Consider the following 21,547-nt stretch of genomic DNA (forward strand, 5'->3'; position numbering starts at 1 on the left):
ACTGACCGACCGGACACTTCGACCATCCCGTAAAACAAGACGGCGGATCTTGGCTGCACTTTCCATCAATATCACCCGTTCATGCCCCGCGCTAAATGCACGGATCCTAACAAACAGGTGGGTCAATCTTAAACGCTCATAACCCACCTAACCGGGTCAATTTTGCATGCCGATTCACAGTTACAAGATTGAGTATCGGAAATTGCGAGCCTCAGACTATGGGGCCCCCACTATCCGGACCCGCCTCTTCGTCATCATGCGACGAGACCGGAAGAAGATCGTTTGGCCGCCGACCACACATGGAGATCCACGCAAGGAGGGATTTGCGGAATCTGGCCTGCGCCCTTGGCATACAGCAGCAGAGTGCATCGACTGGTCAATTCCCTGCCAATCCATATTCGACCGAAAGACACCCCTTGTAAAGAACACCCTTAAGCGTGTCGCGGCAGGCATAAAGAAGTTTGTCATAGATGCTCAAGAACCGTTCATATTGAACATGAGCCATGGTGGAAGCCTGGAACCTCTCACGCGCCCCTTCACGACTATCAAAACCGAAAGGGGTGGATGCAGAGCACTGGTTGTGCCTTGCGTTGATAGACAGTTCGGCAATTCAAAGGGTGCACCGATTTCCGACCCACTCGGCACAATCACAGCCAAAGGAGGCGGAAAGTCTGCCTTGGTTGCAGCTTTCCTGCACAAGTATTATGGGCAGAAACAAGAAGGCGAGGTTCGTGGGCACCTGCCGGGTCATCCCGTACACACACTGACAACCGAGCGCCGTTATGGCCTTGTAACCAGTCACCTCACCAGCTTTCGAGGCACTTGCAAGCACGGTCACCCGCTCAATCAGCCCATGCCAGCGGTTACAGCCGGAGGCAACCACATCGCAGAGGTCCGGGCTTTTCTAACGGCTTATTATGGCGCCAGTGTCGGTCATTCAGCAGCCGAGCCAATTGGCACGGTGACAACCAAAGACCGCTTTGGCCTTGTCGCTGTTGAGATTGGTGGCGAGCCCTATGCCATCACTGATATCGGCATGCGAATGCTAGAGCCATCAGAGCTGTACAAGGCGCAAGGCTTTCCCGATGACTACAAAATCAACTTCGATTTCAGGGGCAAGCCTCTCTCAAAAAAAGAGCAGATCAAAAAGTGTGGCAACAGCGTTTGCCCACCAGTCGCCAAAGCGATTGTTGAAGCCAATCTTCCTGAACTCATTTCTTATGAGGTCGCAGCATGACCATGATTGCCACTGACCAAGCCATTTTAGCACGTGTTCGCCACGGCATGAGCCTCAACCGGACCGCTCAGATTTACGGTGTTTCCGCGCGTTATGTCGCTGCACTCTATTCCGCATCCAAAGGTCTCCCCTCTGCTTTCCCCGCCCCCAAACGGGAAGAAAAGCAAAGAGCAATGTGCCCCGTGTTTTTTGAACTGCCGCTGGAAGCACAAGACATTGTGCTCAAGGTCAAGGTGCAAAACGGAGCATCGCTCGATGCAATCTTCAGGACACATTGCAACACTCCGGCAGCAATGTCAGCGCGCAAGCAGCTCTTTTATGAACTGGCAAGCAAGCTTGGCTGGTCCGTGCCCACAATTGCAATCCACACGCAATATTCAGAACCATGTGTCCGAGGCGCAATCAAGGATCATTGCAGGGAAAATAACCTCTCTCAACCCACCTCATGCCGCACCAGACCGCGTGAGGTAAACCATGCCCTATAACCCAGTCTTCCTGCCGCTGATCTGCTACGTGAACCTGATGAGGATGTGGCACATCTGCTTGCTTGGTAACCAGCCAGTGCGATACGGCAGCTCCCTGCAACAGGAGGGCGAGGAATGAACTGCATCTCCTGTCATGGATACGGCACAACAGATTATTGGGGCTTTTCGATCACCCCCTGTGAAAGGTGCGACGGTAAAGGGGCGCTGCAGATTGAAGAGCTAGACCCAAAGGCTTTAAAACCCGCTGCAAGAGTGTACTGGCAACTGGTCAGGTCAAACCCCGAGCAAGCTTTTGAAGACCTTTCAAACGCTGAGCAAATCAACCTTGCATGGGATGCCGCCGCAATTGTGCTGGCTTACCAATCCAGCAAACAGCAGTAAGGGACGCTTCATAATGACAAATGCCTTATCTGCATCCGGCCTTTCCAAAAATGAGCAAACCCGGATCCTCAAACACGAGAGAACCAATCGAAAGGTTGGAAGGTGGGGAGCGTGGGAGCTTATCCAATTCCCAAAGGGCTCAATAGGCCGCAGCTGGGCGACGGACTTTGCTCAGGCTCACAAAAACAAGGTCTTCAGTGTGCTCGACCGAACCCTTGCAACTGGTGTTCGTCATCTTGCAATAACGTCTCTCTCAGGAATCCGCCCCACCTGGCCTGAGATGCAACGCATCAAGGATGAACTTGCCGGACCCGAGGCCACCGCTGTTGAGGTCTATCCACCCAAGGAAGAGATCGTTGACGGAGCAAACATGTATCACCTCTGGATTGTAACAGCTCCTCTGCCTTTCTCTCTCGTTGACAAAAGCAGGAGCCAGCAATGTTCCGCATGACGTTGAAATACCATGAAGCGAGAGGCTCTTCTGAAGAAGTACCAACTCTTATGATCAAGCGTCTCGGCTCTTTATTTGGATGCAAGGTCCAACTGCACAAGTTCATAAGAGAGGATAACGCAGAATGCTTTCACACACATCTGGCATGGGCCATTCGAATAGTCCTTCGCGGCGGTTATATCGAAGAACTTGGAAATGGCGAACTGCGCGAATGGAAGCCAGGTAACGTTGGGCTCGTTCGCCCAGAGCTTGAACACCGCATTCACGCGCTGCGCAACGGCTTGTTCAGCTACTCATTGTGGCTGCGCGGACCAAAGGTCCGAAGCATCAAGCTACGTGGTTTCCCAAAGAGCTAACAACCTTACAAAGCTCCAACAGGAGGGAAGCAACAATGAGACTGGAAACAGAGGTCAACCCCATTCACATCGGCATCAAGTTGACTTCCAAACCCGAAGCCCTGGCAGAGGTCCTGAGCGCTATCGCCACGAATGCTCCCAGTGGCCTAGCAGCGCAGGTCAATGAACACATGCCGGACGCCCTGCGTGACCGCACATCAAACCTGCTTGAAAAACTCTTAGTCGCAATTTCAACTTAAACCATGGAGGTGAGTATCGTGCAGGAAACGCTTTTTGACTTCCCACCTAAGCCGCCTAAATCACGAGAGTTTAAGGCTCATGTAATTGATGCTGGGAGCGCACCAGATGGTTCCCCGATTGCTCACTTCGAGTGCAGCAGGTGCGATTGGGACTCTGGCTGGGTCGATTGTCCAACTGTCACCTACGGCAAGCGCGGCATCCCATGCCCGGCATGTAATCAGCAGCTATGACCACGCTATGAAATAGTTTTGAGAGAGCAACCTTACGAAAATCGGAGGAGTAGATGTTAAATAGCAAACCTTGCCAATTGAGCTTTACACCGCGCGGGCTCAGCAGAGTAGAAGCAGCTCAATACATCGGTGTCAGCGTAGGGCTGTTTGCCGAAATGATCACAAAGCAACTCATGCCCGAACCGCGATTGATGAACACAAGAAAGGTTTGGGACATTAGAGAGCTTGATAAAGCATTTGACGAACTACCCTACTCCAATCAGCCTGCCAATTCAGCAAACAGCAGCCTACCGAGGGACTTTGTGTAACGATGAACACGACCAGGTTCAAAGGTGTGCATACAGAGCGTGACCGGCATGGCAATGTTCGCCGCTATTTCCGAAAGGATCGTCAGTCACGCCGGATCCGCTTGAGAGAAGAGCCGGGAACGCAGGCCTATCTAGATGAGATTGCCCGCGCACAACTCGGATTGTCTCAACCTGCCCCACAATCAAAAGGCAAGCCCAAGAAGACCATTAGGAAAATACAAGGAACTTTCGGCTGGCTAGCTGAAGAGTATCTCAGCCGAGTTGCGCCAACGTTTGCAAAATCGACCATAGATCAGAAGCGCAGGACTCTCACAGCCATTGGTGATGAGACATGCTTGAGCGCCTCAGGGTCAGCCTTACGAGATATGGACTACCGAGGTTTAAGCAAAGCTCATGTCATCAAATTACGTGATCAGAAGGTAAGGACACCGGAGGCTGCAAACCACCGCGTGAAGGCTCTTTCCGCTCTATTCGAATGGGCGTGCAACGAGGCAGAAATCGCAGAGTTAAACCCAGCTCACGGAGTAAAAAAATTCAAGTCCAGTTCAACCGGACATCATACCTGGACACACGATGAGATGGGGCAATTTACCGCTCATCACAAGCCTGGTACAAAAGCTCACCTGTGCTACACGATCATCCGTTTCACTGGTTTGCGCATATCGGACGTATCAAGGCTTGGTCCCAAGCACATATACACAGACCAAGAGACGGGGCTGCAGCACTTCAAAATAGCACCCATGAAGAATGAGAATAACACTGCCACTGTAATCGACATGCCAGTACTCCCACCACTTGCAGCAGCTATCAAAGACATGGACAGCCAAAACACCTTCATTGAAACAACGTGGGGCAAGCAATATTCCATCAAAGGACTAGGGAACCGATTTAGCAGTTGGAGCGACCAAGCAGGTTTACCTCATTGCTCCGCGCATGGAATCCGAAAAGCCGATGCAGTAATAGCAGCGGAACAAGGCGCTACCGCCCATGAGCTTCTAAGCATGTTTGGGTGGGAGAAACTGAGCACAGCCGAGATTTATACGAAGAAAGCCAACACGAAAAAACTGAGCCAAACAGGCTCCTCAAAGTTGCTAAAAAAGTGAGGGAACAACATCAGCTAAGTCGTTGTTTTTACGTCCCCAACCAATCCCTTACTTACCCTATAACTAATTGATTAAGCACTTTTAATTCGTTCCGGCAGAGGCCTCCACTTTTCCTCTACCCATTGATATTGTTAGTTATTGCCTATCTCAGGCGCAGAAGAATTGCGTCTTGCGATCAGTCATGTCTCACGCTTTACAACACCGGAGGCGCGTCTACTTTTACGCGGCCAATCTCCCGATGATGGCTCGGTTTACCTGTCAGCTTGCTCCTGAAATTCAGATAGCCAGTATAAATCTCTGACTGCCGCCCCTTCACGCCCGGCAACGAGCGCAGGTCTAACCCAGACCATGGAAAGTAAGGCGAACGGCGCAAATCTGCGAACAGACCAATACGAACACCCGGACGTGTTGCAATCCCGCGGCGATGGAACCCATGCGTATCAGCAATCACCAGTGAGTTTGCAGGCACATCAAAACTGATAGACTCACCATACCCCAACTTTAAGATATCATACTCGCTTGCACGAAATGAGCCTGCCGCATGCATACCATCGGGATGCTGAACTGCATTCAAGCTCTGCTCAAACTCCCAGGCAGTCCGTTCCGGTGTATAACGATGAGACCCCGGCACATAATGAAAAGGCCCATCGGCAACATCCACATCACGCAAAAACAGCCAAGCCTTAGATGTGGCATGGAACGTATCAATGTGAAAATCAGTCTGCGGGTCTTTCTTCTTCTTGTCCAAATCCCACAAAACGGCATGCAAAAACATAATGGGATCCGCATTGTATGACCCCACATAGCGCATGGCATTTTGCAAAAACGGATCATGCACTGCCCTGCTCAGGCCGGGCAAATCTTTCAGCACCGAAGGTGGCAAACCGATGAAACGTGTCACCGTTTTCCCTTGCCGCATTTCGCTTGCTGCAAACGATTTCGTTGCAATCTCATCCTGAATTTGCGCAAAAACATCATTGGAGAGAAAATTCTCTTTCACCACATAACCATTGCGATGAAAAAACGCTTTATCTTCATCTGGCAGAAAGTGAACCATCTGACGACGACGCAGATCAGCCATCTTCTCGGCCCACGCCACACGCTTCAGATAAAACCCACGCTCATTTAACCAACGATTTCCAATAATCGGATTCTTCTTAAATGACTTTTGCCCCATCAAGGCATCTAGTGCCCAGATAGGACTTTTAAAATTCGCAACACACCAGCCCCTACTCTTCTGGCAAAATCTGCCAGAACCTGTGCAGTAACAGACACTCTACGTATTCCTGTAGTCATTTGCCAATTAAACTCATTGGGCAGGCTATTGCAGCACTGAGGATTTAAAGGGCAACTTTCCATGAGCGATACACTTGATCAACCAACCAAACGCTCACCTCCTGCGCGCCGTAAGAAGAGACGCCGCAAAGCAGAGTTTGCCTCCGAAAGCCACATGTGCACTCATTTCATCAATAAGCTTCCGGAAGAGTGGGTCGCTTATCCTGAGTGGGGCAACTGGGATATTCTGCTTGTCAGAACAAAAGATGGTTTTCAGGTTGGCATCGAGGCCAAGTTGCGCCTCAATGCAAAAGTCATTTCTCAATCAGCAGAAACCGCCTATCAGAGTGACAGACCGGGACCAGATTGCCGAGCAATCCTGATCCCAAAGGGCTCCAATCTCGATTTTCAACCGGTTTGCAACATCCTGTCTCTACAGATCATCGAGGTTGAGAGCGAATCCTCCAAAAGCCCAAGCACGGTCAGCTGGTACCGGCCCAAACTCCCCAATCCAGATCGTGCGTCTCCAGCAGGAAATTTTAAAGAGTTTTATCCCATCGAACGGTTGGAACTTCCTGAAATCATTCCAGTTGTTGAAGCCGGCAAGCCCTCTCCCATCAAGCTGACACCGTGGAAAATTAAAGCCATCAAGCTTGACATTCTACTGCAAAAGCATGGCGTGGTTACGCGCAAACTGTTCAAGGCCCTCAACCTCAGCACAACACTTTTCCTTCATTCCGGCAACGGCTGGATGCTGAAGGGATCAGAACGAGGCGCATGGACACGCGGCCCCAGTTTCCCCGATTTCAGAACTGGGTGCGAAGAGAACTACGACGAGCTGGAAAAACGTTACAAAACATGGGTTAAGACCTTACCGATGGAAGGCATCCTCGCACCGGAAACCGAAAAAGAACCCGGCTAATGAGCGGCCCTTTGTTGTTGCATGCAGAACAAACACCCCGAAACAACAGAGTTTCACTTGACCTAAATAGCTGCTAGATTACCCTTAGGTAAACCAAGCATCTGGGAGGGAGCGATGGTTTTCAAAACGCAGGATGGGACGGGCACACTCAAAACATTCAGGGACGCAAAGCGATATTACTGGCTGATTGCTTATGCCAGCAGCAGCGTCACACTCATCACAGTCGCGCTTTATGCCTACACGCACGTCACAGCAACTCTGTTCATTCCCCTCGTTTACTTCTTCATCGTCATTCCCGGCCTGGACGCTCTGATTGGCGAAGACCCGTATAATCCGCCCGATGATGTGCTGGTTCAAATGGCAGAAGACCCCTATTACAGTCGGCTTGTGCGCTGGCTCGTACCATATGCCTGGATCAACCTTTTTGCCGGTGTCTGGCTTGTCGGCACCTACGACCTGCCTCTCTGGCTGATTGCTCTGTTTGCCTTTGGCAAAGGCCTGTTCGGCTCCGGCACCATCATGCTTGCCCATGAGCTCGGTCACAAAACCAACAAGACAGATCAATTACTGGCCAAGTTTGCTCTCGCAGTCGTCGGCTACGGTCATTTTTGCATTGAGCACAATCGCGGCCACCACGTGTATGTGGCAACGCCGGAAGATCCCGCCAGCTCCCGCATGGGAGAAAGCATCTACGCCTTTGCTTGGCGCGAGATCCCCGGCGCGTTCGTCAGAGGCTGGCAAAACGAAAAGGAACGCTTGCACAAGAAAGGCCACAGCAACTTCTCAGCGAAAAACGATATCTTGCAAGGCTACGCCATCACCCTGATTGTCTTTGGCATCTGCACCGCCCTGTTTGGCTGGAAGGTTCTGTTGTTACTGGCGATTCAAAGCGTGGTTGCTTGGTATGGCCTGACGCAAGCAAACTATGTGGAACACTATGGCCTGCTGCGCCAGAAGGGCAAGAATGGCAAATACGAGCGCTGCCAGCCGCGCCATTCATGGAACACCAATCACATCTTCTCAAACCTGAGCACGTTCCACCTGCAGCGCCATTCAGACCACCACGCCAACCCGCTGCGCCCCTATCAAACCCTGCGAAACTTCCCGGACTTACCCAGCCTTCCCAGCGGATATCCCGGCTGCTTCGCACTGGCGGCCATCCCCTCACTGTGGTTCAAAACAATGGACCCCAAAGTTCTGGAATGGGCTGGCGGAGACATCAACAAGGTCAATCGCGTTGATGGGTATGAGCCTGTTGCATTCTCTGCGCTGAACATCTGTTGAAACACGCAGAATGCCACTGCATTTCATGGCAATCACACTGTCGCCCCGCTAAAACAGGATCAAGTTTTAAAGCGGGGTTAGACCGATGCAACATGGTGGCGATCTTTCAAAGGCAATTGCTGAGTTTGGCGGCGAGCTCAGCGACTGGCTGGACCTTTCCACCGGCATCAGTCCTGTTGCCCATCCAGCAGCAGAACACATCACGTTCCGCGGTCTGGCAGAGCTGCCAAGCGAAAGAGCCGAAGTCGCGCTGATTGAAGCTGCACGTAAGGCTTATCAGGTCGCACCGCACTCAGGCATCACAGCAACACCCGGCACTCAAGCGATCATCACCGCACTTCCGCATCTACTGGGCGCCAGTTCTTCAATCGCAATCGTCGGTCCAACTTATGCTTCCCACGAAGAAAGCTGGAGAGCTGCTGGTGCGACTGTCCAATGCATTTCCGCTCAAGAAGCCCATACCGCTGCGACTGATCACCTCTTGCTTGTGAACCCAAATAATCCGGATGGTCATCTTTTCTCAAAAACCGAACTTTTGGAACTTGCAGTTAAGAGGAAAGAAGGCGGCGGCTATCTGATCATTGATGAAGCTTACATGGATCTTTATCCAGAAACCTCGATCATTCCTGAGCTTAATAACCTTCCAATTCTGGTCCTGCGCAGCTTCGGCAAATTCTTCGGCCTCGCAGGTTTGCGCCTAGGGTTTCTTGTTGGTCCAACAGCAATCACGACGAGACTACAGAACCAGTTGGGCAGCTGGGCGGTCTCCGGCCCCGCATTGGATGTTGGCTGCGCCGCTCTGTCGGATCTGAACTGGCAAGACGAAATGCGTGCGTTTTTGAAAACGGAAATGGCCATCTTCAGAGCGACATTTCAAGACCATGGTACATCAGTCATAGGCCACACCAATCTCTATCTGTTGATTGATCATCCTTCTGCTCACCAGCTCCACACAGCACTGGCGAAAGAGAAAATCTGGACACGCGTGTTCGATTACAGCGAAAGCTGGTTGCGCCTTGGTTTGCCTGCATCTAAATCCGCCCGGCAGCGGTTCACGCTAGCATTCAAAAACGCAGTTCAGACGGTCGAAAACCATGCTGCTCTTTGAAAACACGCTCTGGATCGTTCTGCTTGCCATTTGTCTTGACGCCGTGATTGGTGATCCGGACTGGCTGTGGTCCAGACTGCCACATCCAGTCACTCAGATTGGCAAAGTGATCTCCTATATGGATCACACCTACAACAAACCGGAATACGAACGCTCCGCTCGCAAAACCAATGGTATTCTAACGCTTGCCTTGTTGATCAGCAGCGCTGGCGTTGCTGGACTGGTACTCCAGTATCTGCTCAATTTCCTGCCATTTGGCGACATTCTGGCAGCAATGGTCGGCATGACCTTGATTGCGCAAAAAAGCCTCTACCAACACGTGGCAAGAGTACGCGATGCTCTGCGAAACTCCTGCCTTACCGAGGCCCGCAAACAAGTCTCCATGATCGTTGGCCGTAATCCTGAGTATCTGGATGAAGCTGGCGTCAGCAGAGCAGCCATTGAATCATGCTCGGAGAACTTTTCAGATGGTGTGGTCGCGCCCATCTTCTGGTTTGCCGTGTTCGGTCTACCTGGGCTGTTCATTTACAAAGCCGTCAACACAGCTGACAGCATGATCGGCCATAAAAACGAAACCTATGAAGACTTTGGTTGGGCTTCAGCACGATTTGACGACTTGATCAATCTACCAGCCTCTCGCCTGTCCGGCCTGCTGATCGTGCTCGCAGCACTCTTTTCCGGCAGAGCTTATAAAACAGCACTTTCCACCATTCTCAGGGAAGCAAAAAAACACCGTTCACCCAACGCAGGCTGGCCCGAGGCTGCCATGGCAGGGGCGCTCGGTGTAGCTCTAGCAGGCCCACGCCAGTACGCTGAATACCGTGTTGAAGATCCCTTCATGAACGCAAAAGGCCGCAAAATAGCGGATGCAGATGATATTGATGGTGCACTGAAACTGATGGCAATTTCCAGCGCCCTCCTAGCGCTCCTGATCGCAGCAACCTTAGCTATTTAATACGGCTTTGAGCAATTTCCCAAAGCGCATCCAGATCAAGATGTTGCTCCAGATGATCAGCCAGCGCATCCAGCGCCCGTTCCACACGATGCTCGTATCCCAATTGAGAAACAGCCCCGAACCCTTTCAGAAATGCTGCGCGAAACGCATCTGAACCAAAGATGCCATGCATATAACACCCTGAAATCTGACTATTTTTCGAGATTGCCCCATCCACATGGTCTCCAAGGTCAACAAAGGGACGCTCACAATCCGGGCCAGACGTCCGCCCCACATGGATCTCATAACCTGTGACACTCTCACCACTCGGGACATGCACCCCGGTCTTCTCAGTTGTTTCCTTATGGGCTGTCAAAACCGTTTCAACATCCAGCAAACCAAGCCCGTCAACGGTGCCAGCATCACCTTCAATGCCTTCAGGATCCGCGATAGTTTTGCCAAGCATCTGGTAGCCACCACAAATCCCAAGCACTTGCCCACCACGGCGGACATGGCTGTAAAGATCAATGTCCCACCCCTGAGCGCGGAAGAAGGCAAGATCACCGATGGTGGACTTGGTCCCCGGCAGCAAAACCACATCCGCATCAGCTGGCAGCACCTCCCCCGGGAGCACAAACTCCAACGAAACTTCAGCTTCCATGCGCAGTGGGTCCAGATCGTCAAAATTCGCAATTCGGCTGATGACGGGAACCACAACCTTCAACTTACCGCGACTGGTGCTCTCAGAAAGGTCCAGCGCATCTTCCGCAGGCAGGTCCATCACCTGCGCAAACCACGGCACCACGCCATTGCAGGGCCATCCGGTTTTGTCCTCAATAGCCGTTACACCTCTATCAAACAGTGAGGGTTCGCCCCTAAACTTATTGATCAAAAACGACTTTATGCGGTTTACTTCACCACTCTCCAGCACAGCATGTGTACCGACCAGCGAGGCAATGACGCCGCCGCGATCAATATCACCACACAACACCACCGGAACATCTGCTGCCTCGGCAAAGCCCATATTGGCAATGTCACCGGAGCGCAGGTTGATCTCAGCCGGCGAGCCGGCTCCCTCAACGAGAACCAGATCAGCCATTGACTCAACTTCAGCAAAACTCTCCATAACGTACTGGATAAGCGTGCCTTTTTGCCGACCAAACTCCGCCCCGCGCAACGTACCAAACCGTTTGCCCTGCACAATCACCTGAGATCCGCTATCACTTTCAGGCTTCAGCAGTACAGGATTCATATGCACACTCAACGCAACCTTTGCACCGCGCGCCTGCAAGGCCTGAGCTCGCCCGATCTCGCCACCATCAGCGGTAACAGCAGCATTGTTGGACATGTTCTGCGGCTTGAATGGCTGAACGGAAAGACCTCGGCGCGTGAAAGCGCGTGCCAGTCCGGCGACCAGCACACTCTTCCCAACGTTGGAACCTGTGCCCTGTATCATCAGAGCTGGTTTTCTTTTCTGCGAAACGGAGGACGTCACAACTTAAAACTCAATGCCTTCCTGCGGTTTCACGCCAGAGCGGAACGGATGCTTGATCTGGCCCATCTCAGTCACAAGATCCGCAATCTCAATCAGCTCGTCTTTTGCATTGCGGCCCGTGATAACCACATGAACATCATCAGGTTTTTCATCACGAAGGAAGGACACGACATCCTCAAGCGGAATGTATTCATAACGCAGCACGATGTTCAGCTCATCCAGCAAAATCATCTTATGTTCACGAGAACTGATCAGTTCCTTTGCCGCATCCCAGGCAGCGTGTGCAGCTGTGATATCTCGCTGGCGATCCTGAGTTTCCCATGTAAAGCCTTCGCCCATGCGTTTGATGGTGACGAGATCGGAGAAACGATCAAGAGCCATGCGTTCGCCGGTTTCCAGGCGGCCTTTCACGAACTGAACAACAGCTACCTTGTGACCATGCCCAAGACTGCGGAAGATCATGCCGAAACCAGCGGTGGATTTGCCTTTCCCCTTGCCGGTATGGACGATCAGCAACCCCTTCTCGATAGTTTTAGTCGCCATGATCTTATCGCGCGCAGCCTTCTTCTTACGCATCTTTTCAGCGTGGCGTGCGTCCAGATCTTCTTCACTCATGTCAGCCTTGGTAACCATTCTTATTCCCCTCCATCCATGAGCGCGCGTCGCAGCTCCATTAAATCATCGTAGGCACTGTTTCGTTTCGGCACCCACATATCTCGTTGAATGATCTCTAAAAATCGCTCAGTCATTTCCAAAAGTGCTGCAGAATTCTTCTCTGCAATAAAGTCTCGCACCTCATCATCATAAAGATATGCATCATAGAGCTGATCAAAATGATGGTTAGAAACGGCGTTGGTCGTCGCCCCAAAAGCAAAGAGATAGTCGACCGTAGCCGCCATCTCAAAAGCACCTTTATACCCGTGACGCATCACGCCTGCGATCCATTTTGGATTGGCAGCTCTTCCTCTGACAACCCGTCCGATTTCCTCAGAAAGCGTGCGAATGACAGGGCGTTCGGGGCGAGAGTGGTCGTTATGGTAGATGTGCGGAGCATCCCCCTTGAGCGTTTCAACAGTGGCAGCAAGGCCGCCCTCGAACTGATAATAGTCATCAGAATCAAGGAGATCGTGTTCTCTGTTGTCCTGATTGTGCACGACAGCATCTGCCTGAGTGAGACGAGTTACCAGATCGTCCTTGGCTTGCTCGCCCTCTTGCGAACGGCCATAGGTGTAACTGCCCCATTCAAGAAAACTCTCCGCAAAGTCGGCGCGCTTATCCCACAGCTTCTCATCGATCAAAGCCTGCAAGCCAGCGCCGTAAGCACCTGGCTTACTGCCGAAAATCCGGCTGGAGGACCGTTTTCGCGCCTGTCCTTCTTCAACACCCTTGGCCAGTAATTCCCCAAGCTCAGTTTGGTACCGCGCCGCCAGTGGGTTGGCATCATCTGGCTCATCAAGGTCGCAGATAGCAGCAACAGCAGCGTCGAACAAATGTATCAGTTGTGGGAATGCATCCCGAAAAAAGCCGGAAATTCTGAGGGTTACGTCAACGCGGGGGCGTTGGAGCTCGGAAAGTGGAACAATCTCGAATCCGGTAACCCGGCCAGAGGTGTCCTCCCAGACAGGACGAGCTCCAATCAGGGCCAGCGCTTGTGCGATATCATCCCCGCCGGTGCGCATATTTGCCGTTCCCCAGCAGCTCATGGCGATGCTTTGCAGCCATTCACCGTGTTCCTGAAAGTGTCGCATAATCAAAGCGCTAGCACTTCTCTCACCCAGCTTCCAGGCGACCTTTGTAGGAACAGCACGAACGTCAACAGAATAAAAGTTACGCCCGGTCGGCAGCACATCAGGGCGCCCACGCGACGGCGCACCCGATGGTCCGGGGGGAACAAACCGTCCGGCCAAGGAGGATAACACCCCGTCCACCTCAGCAACGCCAGAGGCATCAACTGAGCGCGCAATCTCTTGCTCCAGTGCCTCCAACACGGCACAAGTCGCTGTAAATCCAGAAGGAACCACTCGCTCACCAGAAACATATGCCAGCGCGAGCGCTTCCAACCGCTCAACCGTATCCCCGCAGCTCCGCCACGGCGCGTCAAGAAGCTCCTGCAAAAGTACAGGTCGTTCTCCAGCCCACGCCTGCTCAAAGGCACAATCCAGCGGATCAAACTCCACCAGATTCAAATCCTCAGCAAGTGCGCGTAACAAGCTGTTCTCATGAGGCTTTTCACCACGCGGCACGCGCAGCAAAGCCACCAGTAACTCGGCCCGTTGCTCTCCTGTTGGCGACTGCCCCAGAATGTGCAGCCCATCGCGGATTTGCAGCTCTTTCAAATCACATAAATGAGCATCCAGTCGCGCCAGACGGGTGTCTTCATCCATCTCGGATGTCAGGCCGATGTCTTTGTCCATGCCTTCACGCGCAGCAACGCCAAGTATCTCTTTTCCAAGCGCTTTCAGGCGGCGATGGTCCACCCCTGCTGCGATGTAATACTCATCCAGCAATGCTTCCAGCTCCAGCGCAGAACCGTGGCTCTCAGCGCGGGCCAGCGGAGGGGTAAGATGATCGATGATCACCGAGGATAACCGCCGTTTTGCCTGCGATCCCTCTCCAGGGTCGTTGACGATGAAAGGATAGATATTCGGTACCGGTCCAATCACGGCTTCAGGATAACAAGCCTCTGATAAGGCTAATGCTTTTCCGGGGAGCCATTCCAGATTGCCGTGCTTGCCAAGGTGGATAAGTGCGTCTGCCTCAAAGCTGTCGCACAGCCACATGTACCAGGCAAGGTAATGATGCGGCGGAACAAGCGCCGGATCGTGATAAGTCTCTTTAGGATCAATGTTATAGCCGCGTGCTGGCTGAATACCGACAGTGACATTGCCATAAGTCTTCAGCGCCAGCTGGAAAGAGCCGTCCACAATATGCGGATCGTCCTCCGGCGCACCCCAGCGTTCCTCAATCCCCTCCCGCACAGCCAAAGGCAGCTGAGAAAACAACTGCTTATAGCGAGCAAGCGCAAACACTTCCCCGCCTTTGCGTTGGTTTGCGTTGCTAAGGGAATTGGTGGGGCCAGCCAGCAGGTCGTCTATCAACGCCCCGGAAGATTTCGGCGCATTCTCAGAAACTCCATAACCTTCTGTTTTCAGGGCAGAAAGAAGGTACGCGCAAGAGGCAGGTGTGTCCAGCCCAACCCCGTTTGCTATACGCCCGTCCTTGTTGGGATAGTTTGCGAGGATTATGCCAACTTTGCGTTGATTTGCGTTTTTGTGTTTCAGCTGCGCCCAATTGGCCGCCAACGCTGCCACAAACTCAATCCGGTCCGGTTTTGGTGCAAAGCGAACAAGCGAACATTGGGTCCTGACATCACGCCCACCTTCTTTCTTAAACGAGATCGCCCGCGTCAAAAGACGACCATCAATTTCGGGAAGCACCACATGCATGGCAAGGTCGCGCGGAGATAAGCCCTGATCACTCTCCGCCCATCCTTCTTCCGAGGAAGATGACAGCACGATCTGCAGAACGCATGCACCTGGATTGTCCAGCACCGTGCCGGAATGAACAGCACCTGCACTCGACAAAGCAAAGGCTGTGGCATTCAAAACCACGTCTGGCGGGCATGCCTCAAACACACTGGAAACAACACCGGCGCATTCCGCCTGCTTCAGGCTCGCCACACAAAGCACCAGCGGGTTTATCCCCTGCGCCTCAAGTTCATGGCATAATGCTTGTACTGGCTCGATTGCGCCGCTCTGGTAAAGCGCACGATAAAACACAACAGCAGCAACGGGACGGCTCGGATCTTTCCAACTGGCTCGCACATCCTCCAGAGTAGGAAGCGCATGGCCCTGCAACACCAAACCGGCCCGCGGCAACGCCATCGGCTCCGCTGGGGCCTCAACAGGAAGCTCAGCAATCTGCGCAGCATAAAGCAAGGCGCCTGAGAGGTTCTCTGCACCGCCCTCAATCAGGTATCGCCACAACATCTGCGCAACAGACAAAGGCACAGTGGAACGCTTCGCCAGCTCTTCATCCCACTTGTCATCACCGGGCAGCAGAACCAGCTTCACCCCGTCAGCGCGGGCAGCTGCTTCCAGCCGCTCAACGCCGTAACGCCAATATTCCACCCCGCCCAAAAGGCGCACCACAACAAGCTTGGAGGCCTGGATGGTCTGCTCAACATAAAGATCAACAGAGTACGGATGCGACAGCGCCAGAAAACTGGCAAGCCGAAGAGAGTAGCCCTCATGCTGGGCATGCGCCGCCGCAAGCCCGGCAAGCTCTGTGTCTGCTGCGCTTAAAAACACAACATCCGCAGGCGCCTGCTCAAGGTCGACGGCCTCTTCACCATCATCCAATCGGCGTGACTGTCCGACAAGTACGTGCATCAGGCCTGAACCAACTCAAATTCACTCAGCGCAGCCTGCACACTGTGCTTGTCCAGCCCCGCAAGGCCGATCACAACAAGTTTGGAGTGGCTTTCACTGCCAGCCGCAAACCAGGCTTCCACACGCGGCCCAACCGCCTGCACCAGCACCGGTGCGGTCTTGCCCTCAACCACCACACTGCCCTTGATACGTAGCACACCAGAAACCTTCATGGCCGCTTCCACCTGAGCCTTCACCTCATCAATTGAGGCAAACCGGCGGGTTGGCAGTACAAAACTCTCAAAATCATCATGAGAATGATCGTGATGATGATGGTGGTCGTGGTCGTGGTCGTGGTCGTGGTCGTGGTCGTGGTCGTGAGCATGCTGCGCTTCATGGTGAGAAAGGCGCAAGTCCATATCATCTTCCGCTCCAGCATCACGCCCAAGCAGAACATCCAGCGCCAGCTCGCCATGAGAGGCAGCCACAATCTCAACCCCATCACGCACCCGGCCACGGATCGTCTGCTTCACCGCCGCCAGCTCTGCCTCGCTCAAAAGGTCCGCTTTGGAAAGCACAACAAGGTCAGCGCAGGTCAACTGATCAGCAAACAGCTCCTCCACCGGGCTTTCATGGTCCAGCGCATCATCCGCTGCCCGCTGCGCAGCAACAGCCTCTTCATCGCAGGCCACTTTGCCAGCAGCAACAGCCGGTGCGTCTACCACGGTCACCACACTGTCAACGGTCACGCGCGGCTTGACAGAAGGCCAGTTGAACGCACGCACCAACGGCTGTGGCAGGGCAAGGCCAGAGGTTTCAATCACAACAACATCCGGCACCTGCTCGCGCTCCAGAAGCATCTCCATGGTTGGCAGAAAATCATCAGCTACTGTGCAACAAATGCAGCCGTTGGCCAGCTCCACCACTTCATCAGCAGAACAGTCCGGGTCAGCACAGCCATTCACCAGTGAGCCATCAAAGCCCATCTCGCCGAATTCATTGACGATCAGCGCAATGCGCTTGTTCTGCGCCTTCATCAGCAGGTTGCGTACCAGCGTTGTTTTTCCGGCACCCAGAAAACCAGTGATAATGACAGCAGGGATTTTTTTAGAAGGTGCAGCAAAAGAAACAGTCATAGGGAAATCTCCGGAAAAACAGCAGGCTTCAGCTGCAAAGGCTGTCCAGCAGCCACAAACATCACAAAATGGCAGAGGTCGGCGATACGCTGGTTCAGGCGGCCAGCTTCATCTCGAAAGGCGCGGGCCATGGCATTTTCAGGCACAATGCCCATGCCCACTTCATTGCCAACAAACACAACAGGGCACGGCAAAGAGCTAAGAACCGCCTCAAGCCGCTCAAGCTCCACGGTCCAGTCCCGCGACCCGTGCATAAGGTTGGAAAGCCAAAGTGTCAGGCAATCAACGAGGATCGCACGATCGCTGCTGGCATGCGTTTCCAGCACGCGCACAAGCTCCAGCGGCTCCTCAACTGTGTCCCAAAGGTCACCGCGCTGCATCTTATGATGCGCGATGCGCTCCTCCATTTCACCGTCAAAGGCCTGGCCTGTCGCGATATAAGTCGGGCGACGCCCGCAGCTTATAACCAGCTTTTCCGCATATGCGCTTTTCCCGGAACGAGCTCCACCCGTAACCAAGCAATGGCGAACACGAAGGTCGCTTCTCTGTTCAGCCATCTGGGTTAGCTGGTCAGCAAGCGCAAAGAAGCCGGGGCTTCAATCAAAGAATATGAAAGTACAGCAACTGTCTCGCACGGAGACAGGAAAATATGCGTCATGAGCACCTCTCGCCGTCCACCCGACAGCAGTCCTATGTCAAATCATATCTCCAGCCGGTCTCCTGGCTTGCGGCTCAACCGACCATAGCCCCTTCCCAGCCCTTAAAAGGCCAGTGGGATTTTCGCTAAGGTCTCACCGCTCACAGTTGCGGGGGCAGCTGCGGCTTGTCTCCATAATATATGGAACCGCATTCCCGTTTAATCTTGTCATTCCAAAGCCTGAGCCGGAACAAAAAGAAACTGGAGTTCTGGCCTTAAGTGTGGGACGCAATCAGCTCTCCTGTCAATTGTCTTTGTGAGGATTCCAACATCACCGGAAAATCAAACCCGCAAAATCCGCGGTTTTTGGAGATTTCTGGCTAACCCCCTTGGATATCTCAATAAAAAAATAGAGAAACTGTCCACAAATCGAAAAATACGCAAAAAACGACTTGGCAAACACAACATGCCTCTGTAAAAGCCTCCTCACGCAAACGGCGAGGCAAACTCGCAAGGGTGTCATGATCCCCGGTAGCTCAGTGGTAGAGCAAGCGGCTGTTAACCGCTTGGTCGCTGGTTCGAATCCGGCCCGGGGAGCCATCCTTTTTCGTTTGCAGCCATACGGCAAGATCATCGTGATCCCCGGTAGCTCAGTGGTAGAGCAAGCGGCTGTTAACCGCTTGGTCGCTGGTTCGAATCCGGCCCGGGGAGCCACTTCTTTTATCGATCGCCGCCAATGGCAAACATAGTATGATCCCCGGTAGCTCAGTGGTAGAGCAAGCGGCTGTTAACCGCTTGGTCGCTGGTTCGAATCCGGCCCGGGGAGCCATATTTTTCTCTTTATCCTCCCCTTCTTCTTAAACACCTCTTCTCTTCACAAAACACGTGCGTGCGCGTCTATCCAGAAAACAAGAAAAATGATGGGTAGAAAACCATGTTCACGCGAAGCGAAGGCGCAGCACTATCAAGTGCCGCTGGCCGAAGACATAAAGTCCATTTGGGTAGAACTCTCTTCCGCACAAAAGCGGAGGCGTTCCATTTTGCGCTAAAACTCACCCTGATCCTGCATATAGCCACCCACTGACCCAGCTCTGGCTCCTTCAATTTTCAGGGAGTTCATAAGTCTGGAGAGCTGTGCATATCAGCCACGAGCCCAAATGCCGCCCGACAGCCCTTGGCACCCACAAAAAATTGGCCGAAATGAAGCGCTGTTCTTTCAAAAGCTTAGCTCATGCGGAAAAATACTATATTTTTTTTTGCCATATGTACAAACTGCGATCTACATCACAGTTCTATCCAAATCCTATAGCGAATCAACACAATGAAAATTTTACATAATAGCATTTAAATAACCTGAAAGTATAAATACGCGAAACATAATTTATATACAATTATTATGGCATAGATACTCTAAGTAAATGCGTATACCTCTAATATATCTAGTGCATATTATCATAATCACTACTAAGTGATAACTAGTGAAGTGCACATAATAAGGCGCCCCCTCTGGGAAAGTTGCTGCGTAAAAGTCAGGGAGCCATAAATGAGTAGTCTGTTGCCATCCTGCGGTCTGCCGCAAACCTTCAAGTTGCATCTCACAAGATCAGGGTTTCTTGCCGCCTGCATCGCTGCGCCACTCGCTTTGGCTGCGCCTTCGCACGCAGAAACGCCACCCGCCTCCGCGCCTGCCACAACATCAGGCCCTCAGCTCATCGAAAAATCCGACAATGGCAACACCTACGCCATGCCAGAGGATTATCTGGCCGTCACCGTTGCTCCGCCCTCCAAAACACCCTACGCAGATCCATTAGAGAGTGATTTGTCCATCTGGGTTGGTGAGGTGGAAATTGAGGGCCGCAAGACCCTGTGGGTCGAGCTGATCGATACCCACGGCGAAGTCATCTACAATTCCGAGGTCCAGCAAAATGAGACGCACCTGCTGCCAGATGGCAGAGCCATAGCCGTCACAGTGATGCAACCTGCCACTCACAACAAAGCACTGCAGTCTGCCAGCCTGAAGAAAGACCAGTCCCGCGTGCCAACCGATGAGCGCTTCGTCATCACCCGCAAGGAAGCTTTTGCCCCGGCATTGGATACGCAGGTGAACCTGCTGGAAGTGCAGCCCGTCCCAAAGGAAGTCCATAACTCCTTCATGCTGCGCGCAGGTGAGAACGGTGAGATCCTCTGGAAAGCCACCAAGGATGCCATCACCTGGCTGGAAAGCAGATCCTGACAAAGGCTGGACTGCGCGCAAATCGATACTCTCTCAAATCGCATTTAGCGCACTCATTCGAAAGCCACGCACCCCGTGAGCAATTTTGTTCTCATGCTCGATTGCCAAGAGAATAATATCCTAGTCTGACGCACCCTTTGGCAGCCCATTTCTTGTTCTCGTGAGGTCAGCGCAGTAGCGTAGTCTCAAAAGGGGTAAACACCCGCATTCTGATTTTTGGTCATACGAATTATTTGAGAGAAACTATGGATACGCGCGCCTCTGCCATCGAAGCCATCGGCAACACTCCACTTATTCGCCTCAAAGGCCCCTCCGAGCGAACCGGCTGTGAAATTCTCGGCAAAGCCGAGTTCATGAACCCGGGCCAGTCCGTCAAGGACCGCGCCGCGCTCTTCATCATCAATGACGCAGTCAAACGCGGCACGCTCAAGCCGGGCGGCATCATCGTGGAAGGCACGGCTGGCAACACCGGCATCGGCCTCGCGCTGGTCGGCAACGCTCTTGGCTACCGCTCTGTCATCGTCATTCCAGAGACCCAGTCTCAGGAAAAGAAAGACATGCTGCGCATCGCAGGCGCTGAGCTTATCGAAGTTCCGGCTGTCCCCTATAAGAACCCGAACAACTACATCAAAGTCTCGCAGCGGGTCGCTGAAGAGCTGAACAGAACCCACCCGCAAGGCGCCATCTGGGCCAACCAGTTTGATAATACCGCCAACCGTCAGGGCCACATTGAAACCACCGCTCAGGAAATTTGGCAGCAGACCGACGGCAAAGTGGACGGCTTTATCTGTGCGGTCGGCACCGGCGGCACGCTTGCCGGCACCGGCATCGGCCTGAAGGAAAAGAACCCGAACATCAAGATCGGCCTTGCAGACCCACACGGCGCAGCGCTTTACAACTATTACGCCCACGGCGAACTGAAGTCTGAAGGCTCTTCTATCTCGGAGGGCATCGGTCAGGGCCGCATCACCGCCAATCTGGAAGATGCACCGATCGACATCCCTTACCGCATCTCTGATGAAGAAGGCCTGCTGATCAACTTCGAACTTCTGGAACACGAAGGCCTCTGCCTTGGTGGCTCCTCCGGCATCAACGTCGCTGGCGCCATCCGCCTGGCAAAAGAACTCGGCCCCGGCCACACCATCGTGACTATACTGTGCGACTACGGCACCCGTTATCAGGGCAAGATGTTCAACCCGACCTTCCTGCGCGAAAAAGGCCTGCCAGTGCCAGAATGGATGGAACGCAAGTCCGAAATCGCCATTCCATTTGAAGCTGCCTGACCTTAACGGAAAGAACTGCACAATACGCCAAGAGGTTTTGACCATTCCTCTTGGCACAGCTATAAGTAGGTCCTCGCAT

20 protein-coding genes, 3 tRNA genes and 1 riboswitch are annotated in these 21,547 nt (G+C 52.9%); of the genes, 17 read left to right on the forward strand and 6 right to left on the reverse strand.

Annotation, left to right across the window (positions count from 1 at the left end; all coding sequences use genetic code 11):
• Positions 1-166: 166 nt before the first annotated feature.
• The 8 genes from PsAD37_RS19080 to PsAD37_RS19115 all read left to right on the forward strand — a co-directional run bounded on the left by PsAD37_RS19080 (position 167) and on the right by PsAD37_RS19115 (position 4,791).
• Positions 167-1,237 (forward strand): DNA cytosine methyltransferase, encoded by a 1,071-nt coding sequence (locus PsAD37_RS19080; RefSeq protein WP_084407958.1) that lies wholly within the window; start codon positions 167-169, stop codon positions 1,235-1,237.
• On the forward strand, positions 1,234-1,722 hold the full coding sequence (locus PsAD37_RS19085; RefSeq protein WP_063297492.1) for a hypothetical protein: 489 nt from the start codon (positions 1,234-1,236) through the stop codon (positions 1,720-1,722). The genes PsAD37_RS19080 and PsAD37_RS19085 overlap by 4 nt, the downstream gene beginning before the upstream one ends.
• A gap of 114 nt (positions 1,723-1,836) precedes the next feature.
• Positions 1,837-2,103 (forward strand): hypothetical protein, encoded by a 267-nt coding sequence (locus PsAD37_RS19090; RefSeq protein WP_063297493.1) that lies wholly within the window; start codon positions 1,837-1,839, stop codon positions 2,101-2,103.
• 13 nt (positions 2,104-2,116) lie between these two features.
• Positions 2,117-2,554: a hypothetical protein gene (locus PsAD37_RS19095; protein WP_063297494.1), complete on the forward strand. Its 438-nt coding sequence runs from the start codon at positions 2,117-2,119 to the stop codon at positions 2,552-2,554.
• Positions 2,542-2,910 (forward strand): hypothetical protein, encoded by a 369-nt coding sequence (locus PsAD37_RS19100; RefSeq protein WP_063297495.1) that lies wholly within the window; start codon positions 2,542-2,544, stop codon positions 2,908-2,910. The genes PsAD37_RS19095 and PsAD37_RS19100 overlap by 13 nt, the downstream gene beginning before the upstream one ends.
• Before the next feature lie 35 nt (positions 2,911-2,945).
• Positions 2,946-3,149: a hypothetical protein gene (locus tag PsAD37_RS19105; RefSeq protein ID WP_063297496.1), complete on the forward strand. Its 204-nt coding sequence runs from the start codon at positions 2,946-2,948 to the stop codon at positions 3,147-3,149.
• Between the two features lie 284 nt (positions 3,150-3,433).
• Positions 3,434-3,688, forward strand: coding sequence for a hypothetical protein (locus PsAD37_RS19110; protein WP_063297497.1), 255 nt, complete (start codon positions 3,434-3,436; stop codon positions 3,686-3,688).
• A gap of 101 nt (positions 3,689-3,789) precedes the next feature.
• Positions 3,790-4,791 (forward strand): site-specific integrase, encoded by a 1,002-nt coding sequence (locus tag PsAD37_RS19115; RefSeq protein ID WP_193778304.1) that lies wholly within the window; start codon positions 3,790-3,792, stop codon positions 4,789-4,791.
• A 193-nt stretch (positions 4,792-4,984) separates the two neighbouring features.
• Here PsAD37_RS19115 and PsAD37_RS19120 read toward each other — a convergent pair whose 3' ends face one another.
• Positions 4,985-5,968, reverse strand: a complete 984-nt coding sequence (locus tag PsAD37_RS19120) for a phytanoyl-CoA dioxygenase family protein (protein WP_084407960.1) — start codon at positions 5,966-5,968, stop codon at positions 4,985-4,987.
• Positions 5,969-6,148: 180 nt separating this feature from the next.
• On the opposite strand from PsAD37_RS19120, the gene PsAD37_RS19125 reads away from it, so the two are divergent.
• The 4 genes from PsAD37_RS19125 to cbiB all read left to right on the forward strand — a co-directional run bounded on the left by PsAD37_RS19125 (position 6,149) and on the right by cbiB (position 10,335).
• Positions 6,149-6,988, forward strand: coding sequence for a hypothetical protein (locus PsAD37_RS19125; protein WP_063297500.1), 840 nt, complete (start codon positions 6,149-6,151; stop codon positions 6,986-6,988).
• 114 nt (positions 6,989-7,102) lie between these two features.
• The gene (locus PsAD37_RS19130; RefSeq protein ID WP_063297501.1) at positions 7,103-8,272 is read left to right on the forward strand and encodes an alkane 1-monooxygenase; all 1,170 of its coding nucleotides are present in this window, start codon (positions 7,103-7,105) and stop codon (positions 8,270-8,272) included.
• Positions 8,273-8,357: 85 nt separating this feature from the next.
• Positions 8,358-9,380 carry a threonine-phosphate decarboxylase CobD gene (gene cobD / locus PsAD37_RS19135; RefSeq protein WP_063297502.1) on the forward strand — a complete coding sequence of 341 codons (1,023 nt, stop codon included), beginning with the start codon at positions 8,358-8,360 and terminating at the stop codon, positions 9,378-9,380.
• Positions 9,367-10,335 carry an adenosylcobinamide-phosphate synthase CbiB gene (gene cbiB / locus PsAD37_RS19140; RefSeq protein ID WP_063297503.1) on the forward strand — a complete coding sequence of 323 codons (969 nt, stop codon included), beginning with the start codon at positions 9,367-9,369 and terminating at the stop codon, positions 10,333-10,335. Before cobD ends, cbiB begins: the two co-directional genes overlap by 14 nt.
• On the opposite strand, the gene PsAD37_RS19145 is transcribed toward cbiB, so the two are convergent.
• Genes PsAD37_RS19145 through cobU form a run of 5 tightly spaced genes read right to left on the reverse strand, consistent with a single transcriptional unit; the run spans position 10,328 to position 17,872 of the window.
• The gene (locus tag PsAD37_RS19145) at positions 10,328-11,770 is read right to left on the reverse strand and encodes a cobyric acid synthase (protein ID WP_063297504.1); all 1,443 of its coding nucleotides are present in this window, start codon (positions 11,768-11,770) and stop codon (positions 10,328-10,330) included. The two genes, cbiB and PsAD37_RS19145, sit on opposite strands and share 8 nt — an antisense overlap.
• 42 nt (positions 11,771-11,812) lie before the next feature.
• Positions 11,813-12,442 (reverse strand): cob(I)yrinic acid a,c-diamide adenosyltransferase, encoded by a 630-nt coding sequence (gene cobO, locus PsAD37_RS19150; protein ID WP_063297505.1) that lies wholly within the window; start codon positions 12,440-12,442, stop codon positions 11,813-11,815.
• A 2-nt stretch (positions 12,443-12,444) separates the two neighbouring features.
• Positions 12,445-16,200 carry a cobaltochelatase subunit CobN gene (gene cobN / locus PsAD37_RS19155; RefSeq protein WP_063297506.1) on the reverse strand — a complete coding sequence of 1,252 codons (3,756 nt, stop codon included), beginning with the start codon at positions 16,198-16,200 and terminating at the stop codon, positions 12,445-12,447.
• Positions 16,200-17,315, reverse strand: coding sequence for a cobalamin biosynthesis protein CobW (gene cobW / locus PsAD37_RS19160; protein ID WP_063297507.1), 1,116 nt, complete (start codon positions 17,313-17,315; stop codon positions 16,200-16,202). Before cobW ends, cobN begins: the two co-directional genes overlap by 1 nt.
• On the reverse strand, positions 17,312-17,872 hold the full coding sequence (gene cobU, locus PsAD37_RS19165) for a bifunctional adenosylcobinamide kinase/adenosylcobinamide-phosphate guanylyltransferase (protein WP_084407962.1): 561 nt from the start codon (positions 17,870-17,872) through the stop codon (positions 17,312-17,314). Before cobU ends, cobW begins: the two co-directional genes overlap by 4 nt.
• Before the next feature lie 135 nt (positions 17,873-18,007).
• Positions 18,008-18,217, reverse strand: a riboswitch (cobalamin riboswitch).
• 260 nt (positions 18,218-18,477) lie between these two features.
• Here cobU and PsAD37_RS19170 point away from each other — a divergent pair.
• The 5 genes from PsAD37_RS19170 to PsAD37_RS19190 all read left to right on the forward strand — a co-directional run bounded on the left by PsAD37_RS19170 (position 18,478) and on the right by PsAD37_RS19190 (position 21,468).
• Positions 18,478-18,552: transfer RNA gene (locus tag PsAD37_RS19170), tRNA-Asn, on the forward strand.
• A 39-nt stretch (positions 18,553-18,591) separates the two neighbouring features.
• Positions 18,592-18,666 (forward strand) — tRNA-Asn (locus tag PsAD37_RS19175).
• A gap of 40 nt (positions 18,667-18,706) precedes the next feature.
• Positions 18,707-18,781: transfer RNA gene (locus PsAD37_RS19180), tRNA-Asn, on the forward strand.
• Between the two features lie 714 nt (positions 18,782-19,495).
• A complete protein-coding gene (locus tag PsAD37_RS19185; protein ID WP_063292380.1) occupies positions 19,496-20,185 on the forward strand; it encodes a hypothetical protein in 690 nt (229 codons plus the stop codon).
• Between the two features lie 245 nt (positions 20,186-20,430).
• Positions 20,431-21,468: a cysteine synthase A gene (locus PsAD37_RS19190; protein ID WP_063297508.1), complete on the forward strand. Its 1,038-nt coding sequence runs from the start codon at positions 20,431-20,433 to the stop codon at positions 21,466-21,468.
• Positions 21,469-21,547 lie beyond the last annotated feature (79 nt).

The organism is Pseudovibrio sp. Ad37 (assembly GCF_001623075.1).
Lineage (GTDB): Bacteria > Pseudomonadota > Alphaproteobacteria > Rhizobiales > Stappiaceae > Pseudovibrio.

What these genes read in the sequence shown, in the direction of transcription:
- PsAD37_RS19145 (WP_063297504.1), bottom strand. Translation starts at nt 11,770, where the DNA reads ATGATACAGGGCACAGGTTCCAACGTTGGGAAGAGTGTGCTGGTCGCC.
- PsAD37_RS19125 (WP_063297500.1), top strand. Translation starts at nt 6,149, where the DNA reads ATGAGCGATACACTTGATCAACCAACCAAACGCTCACCTCCTGCGCGC.
- PsAD37_RS19185 (WP_063292380.1), top strand. Translation starts at nt 19,496, where the DNA reads ATGAGTAGTCTGTTGCCATCCTGCGGTCTGCCGCAAACCTTCAAGTTG.
- cobD (WP_063297502.1), top strand. Translation starts at nt 8,358, where the DNA reads ATGCAACATGGTGGCGATCTTTCAAAGGCAATTGCTGAGTTTGGCGGC.
- PsAD37_RS19110 (WP_063297497.1), top strand. Translation starts at nt 3,434, where the DNA reads ATGTTAAATAGCAAACCTTGCCAATTGAGCTTTACACCGCGCGGGCTC.
- PsAD37_RS19090 (WP_063297493.1), top strand. Translation starts at nt 1,837, where the DNA reads ATGAACTGCATCTCCTGTCATGGATACGGCACAACAGATTATTGGGGC.
- cobN (WP_063297506.1), bottom strand. Translation starts at nt 16,200, where the DNA reads ATGCACGTACTTGTCGGACAGTCACGCCGATTGGATGATGGTGAAGAG.
- PsAD37_RS19190 (WP_063297508.1), top strand. Translation starts at nt 20,431, where the DNA reads ATGGATACGCGCGCCTCTGCCATCGAAGCCATCGGCAACACTCCACTT.
- PsAD37_RS19120 (WP_084407960.1), bottom strand. Translation starts at nt 5,968, where the DNA reads ATGGGGCAAAAGTCATTTAAGAAGAATCCGATTATTGGAAATCGTTGG.
- cbiB (WP_063297503.1), top strand. Translation starts at nt 9,367, where the DNA reads ATGCTGCTCTTTGAAAACACGCTCTGGATCGTTCTGCTTGCCATTTGT.
- PsAD37_RS19130 (WP_063297501.1), top strand. Translation starts at nt 7,103, where the DNA reads ATGGTTTTCAAAACGCAGGATGGGACGGGCACACTCAAAACATTCAGG.
- cobO (WP_063297505.1), bottom strand. Translation starts at nt 12,442, where the DNA reads ATGGTTACCAAGGCTGACATGAGTGAAGAAGATCTGGACGCACGCCAC.
- cobU (WP_084407962.1), bottom strand. Translation starts at nt 17,872, where the DNA reads ATGGCTGAACAGAGAAGCGACCTTCGTGTTCGCCATTGCTTGGTTACG.
- PsAD37_RS19095 (WP_063297494.1), top strand. Translation starts at nt 2,117, where the DNA reads ATGACAAATGCCTTATCTGCATCCGGCCTTTCCAAAAATGAGCAAACC.
- PsAD37_RS19080 (WP_084407958.1), top strand. Translation starts at nt 167, where the DNA reads ATGCCGATTCACAGTTACAAGATTGAGTATCGGAAATTGCGAGCCTCA.
- PsAD37_RS19100 (WP_063297495.1), top strand. Translation starts at nt 2,542, where the DNA reads ATGTTCCGCATGACGTTGAAATACCATGAAGCGAGAGGCTCTTCTGAA.
- PsAD37_RS19105 (WP_063297496.1), top strand. Translation starts at nt 2,946, where the DNA reads ATGAGACTGGAAACAGAGGTCAACCCCATTCACATCGGCATCAAGTTG.
- PsAD37_RS19085 (WP_063297492.1), top strand. Translation starts at nt 1,234, where the DNA reads ATGACCATGATTGCCACTGACCAAGCCATTTTAGCACGTGTTCGCCAC.
- cobW (WP_063297507.1), bottom strand. Translation starts at nt 17,315, where the DNA reads ATGACTGTTTCTTTTGCTGCACCTTCTAAAAAAATCCCTGCTGTCATT.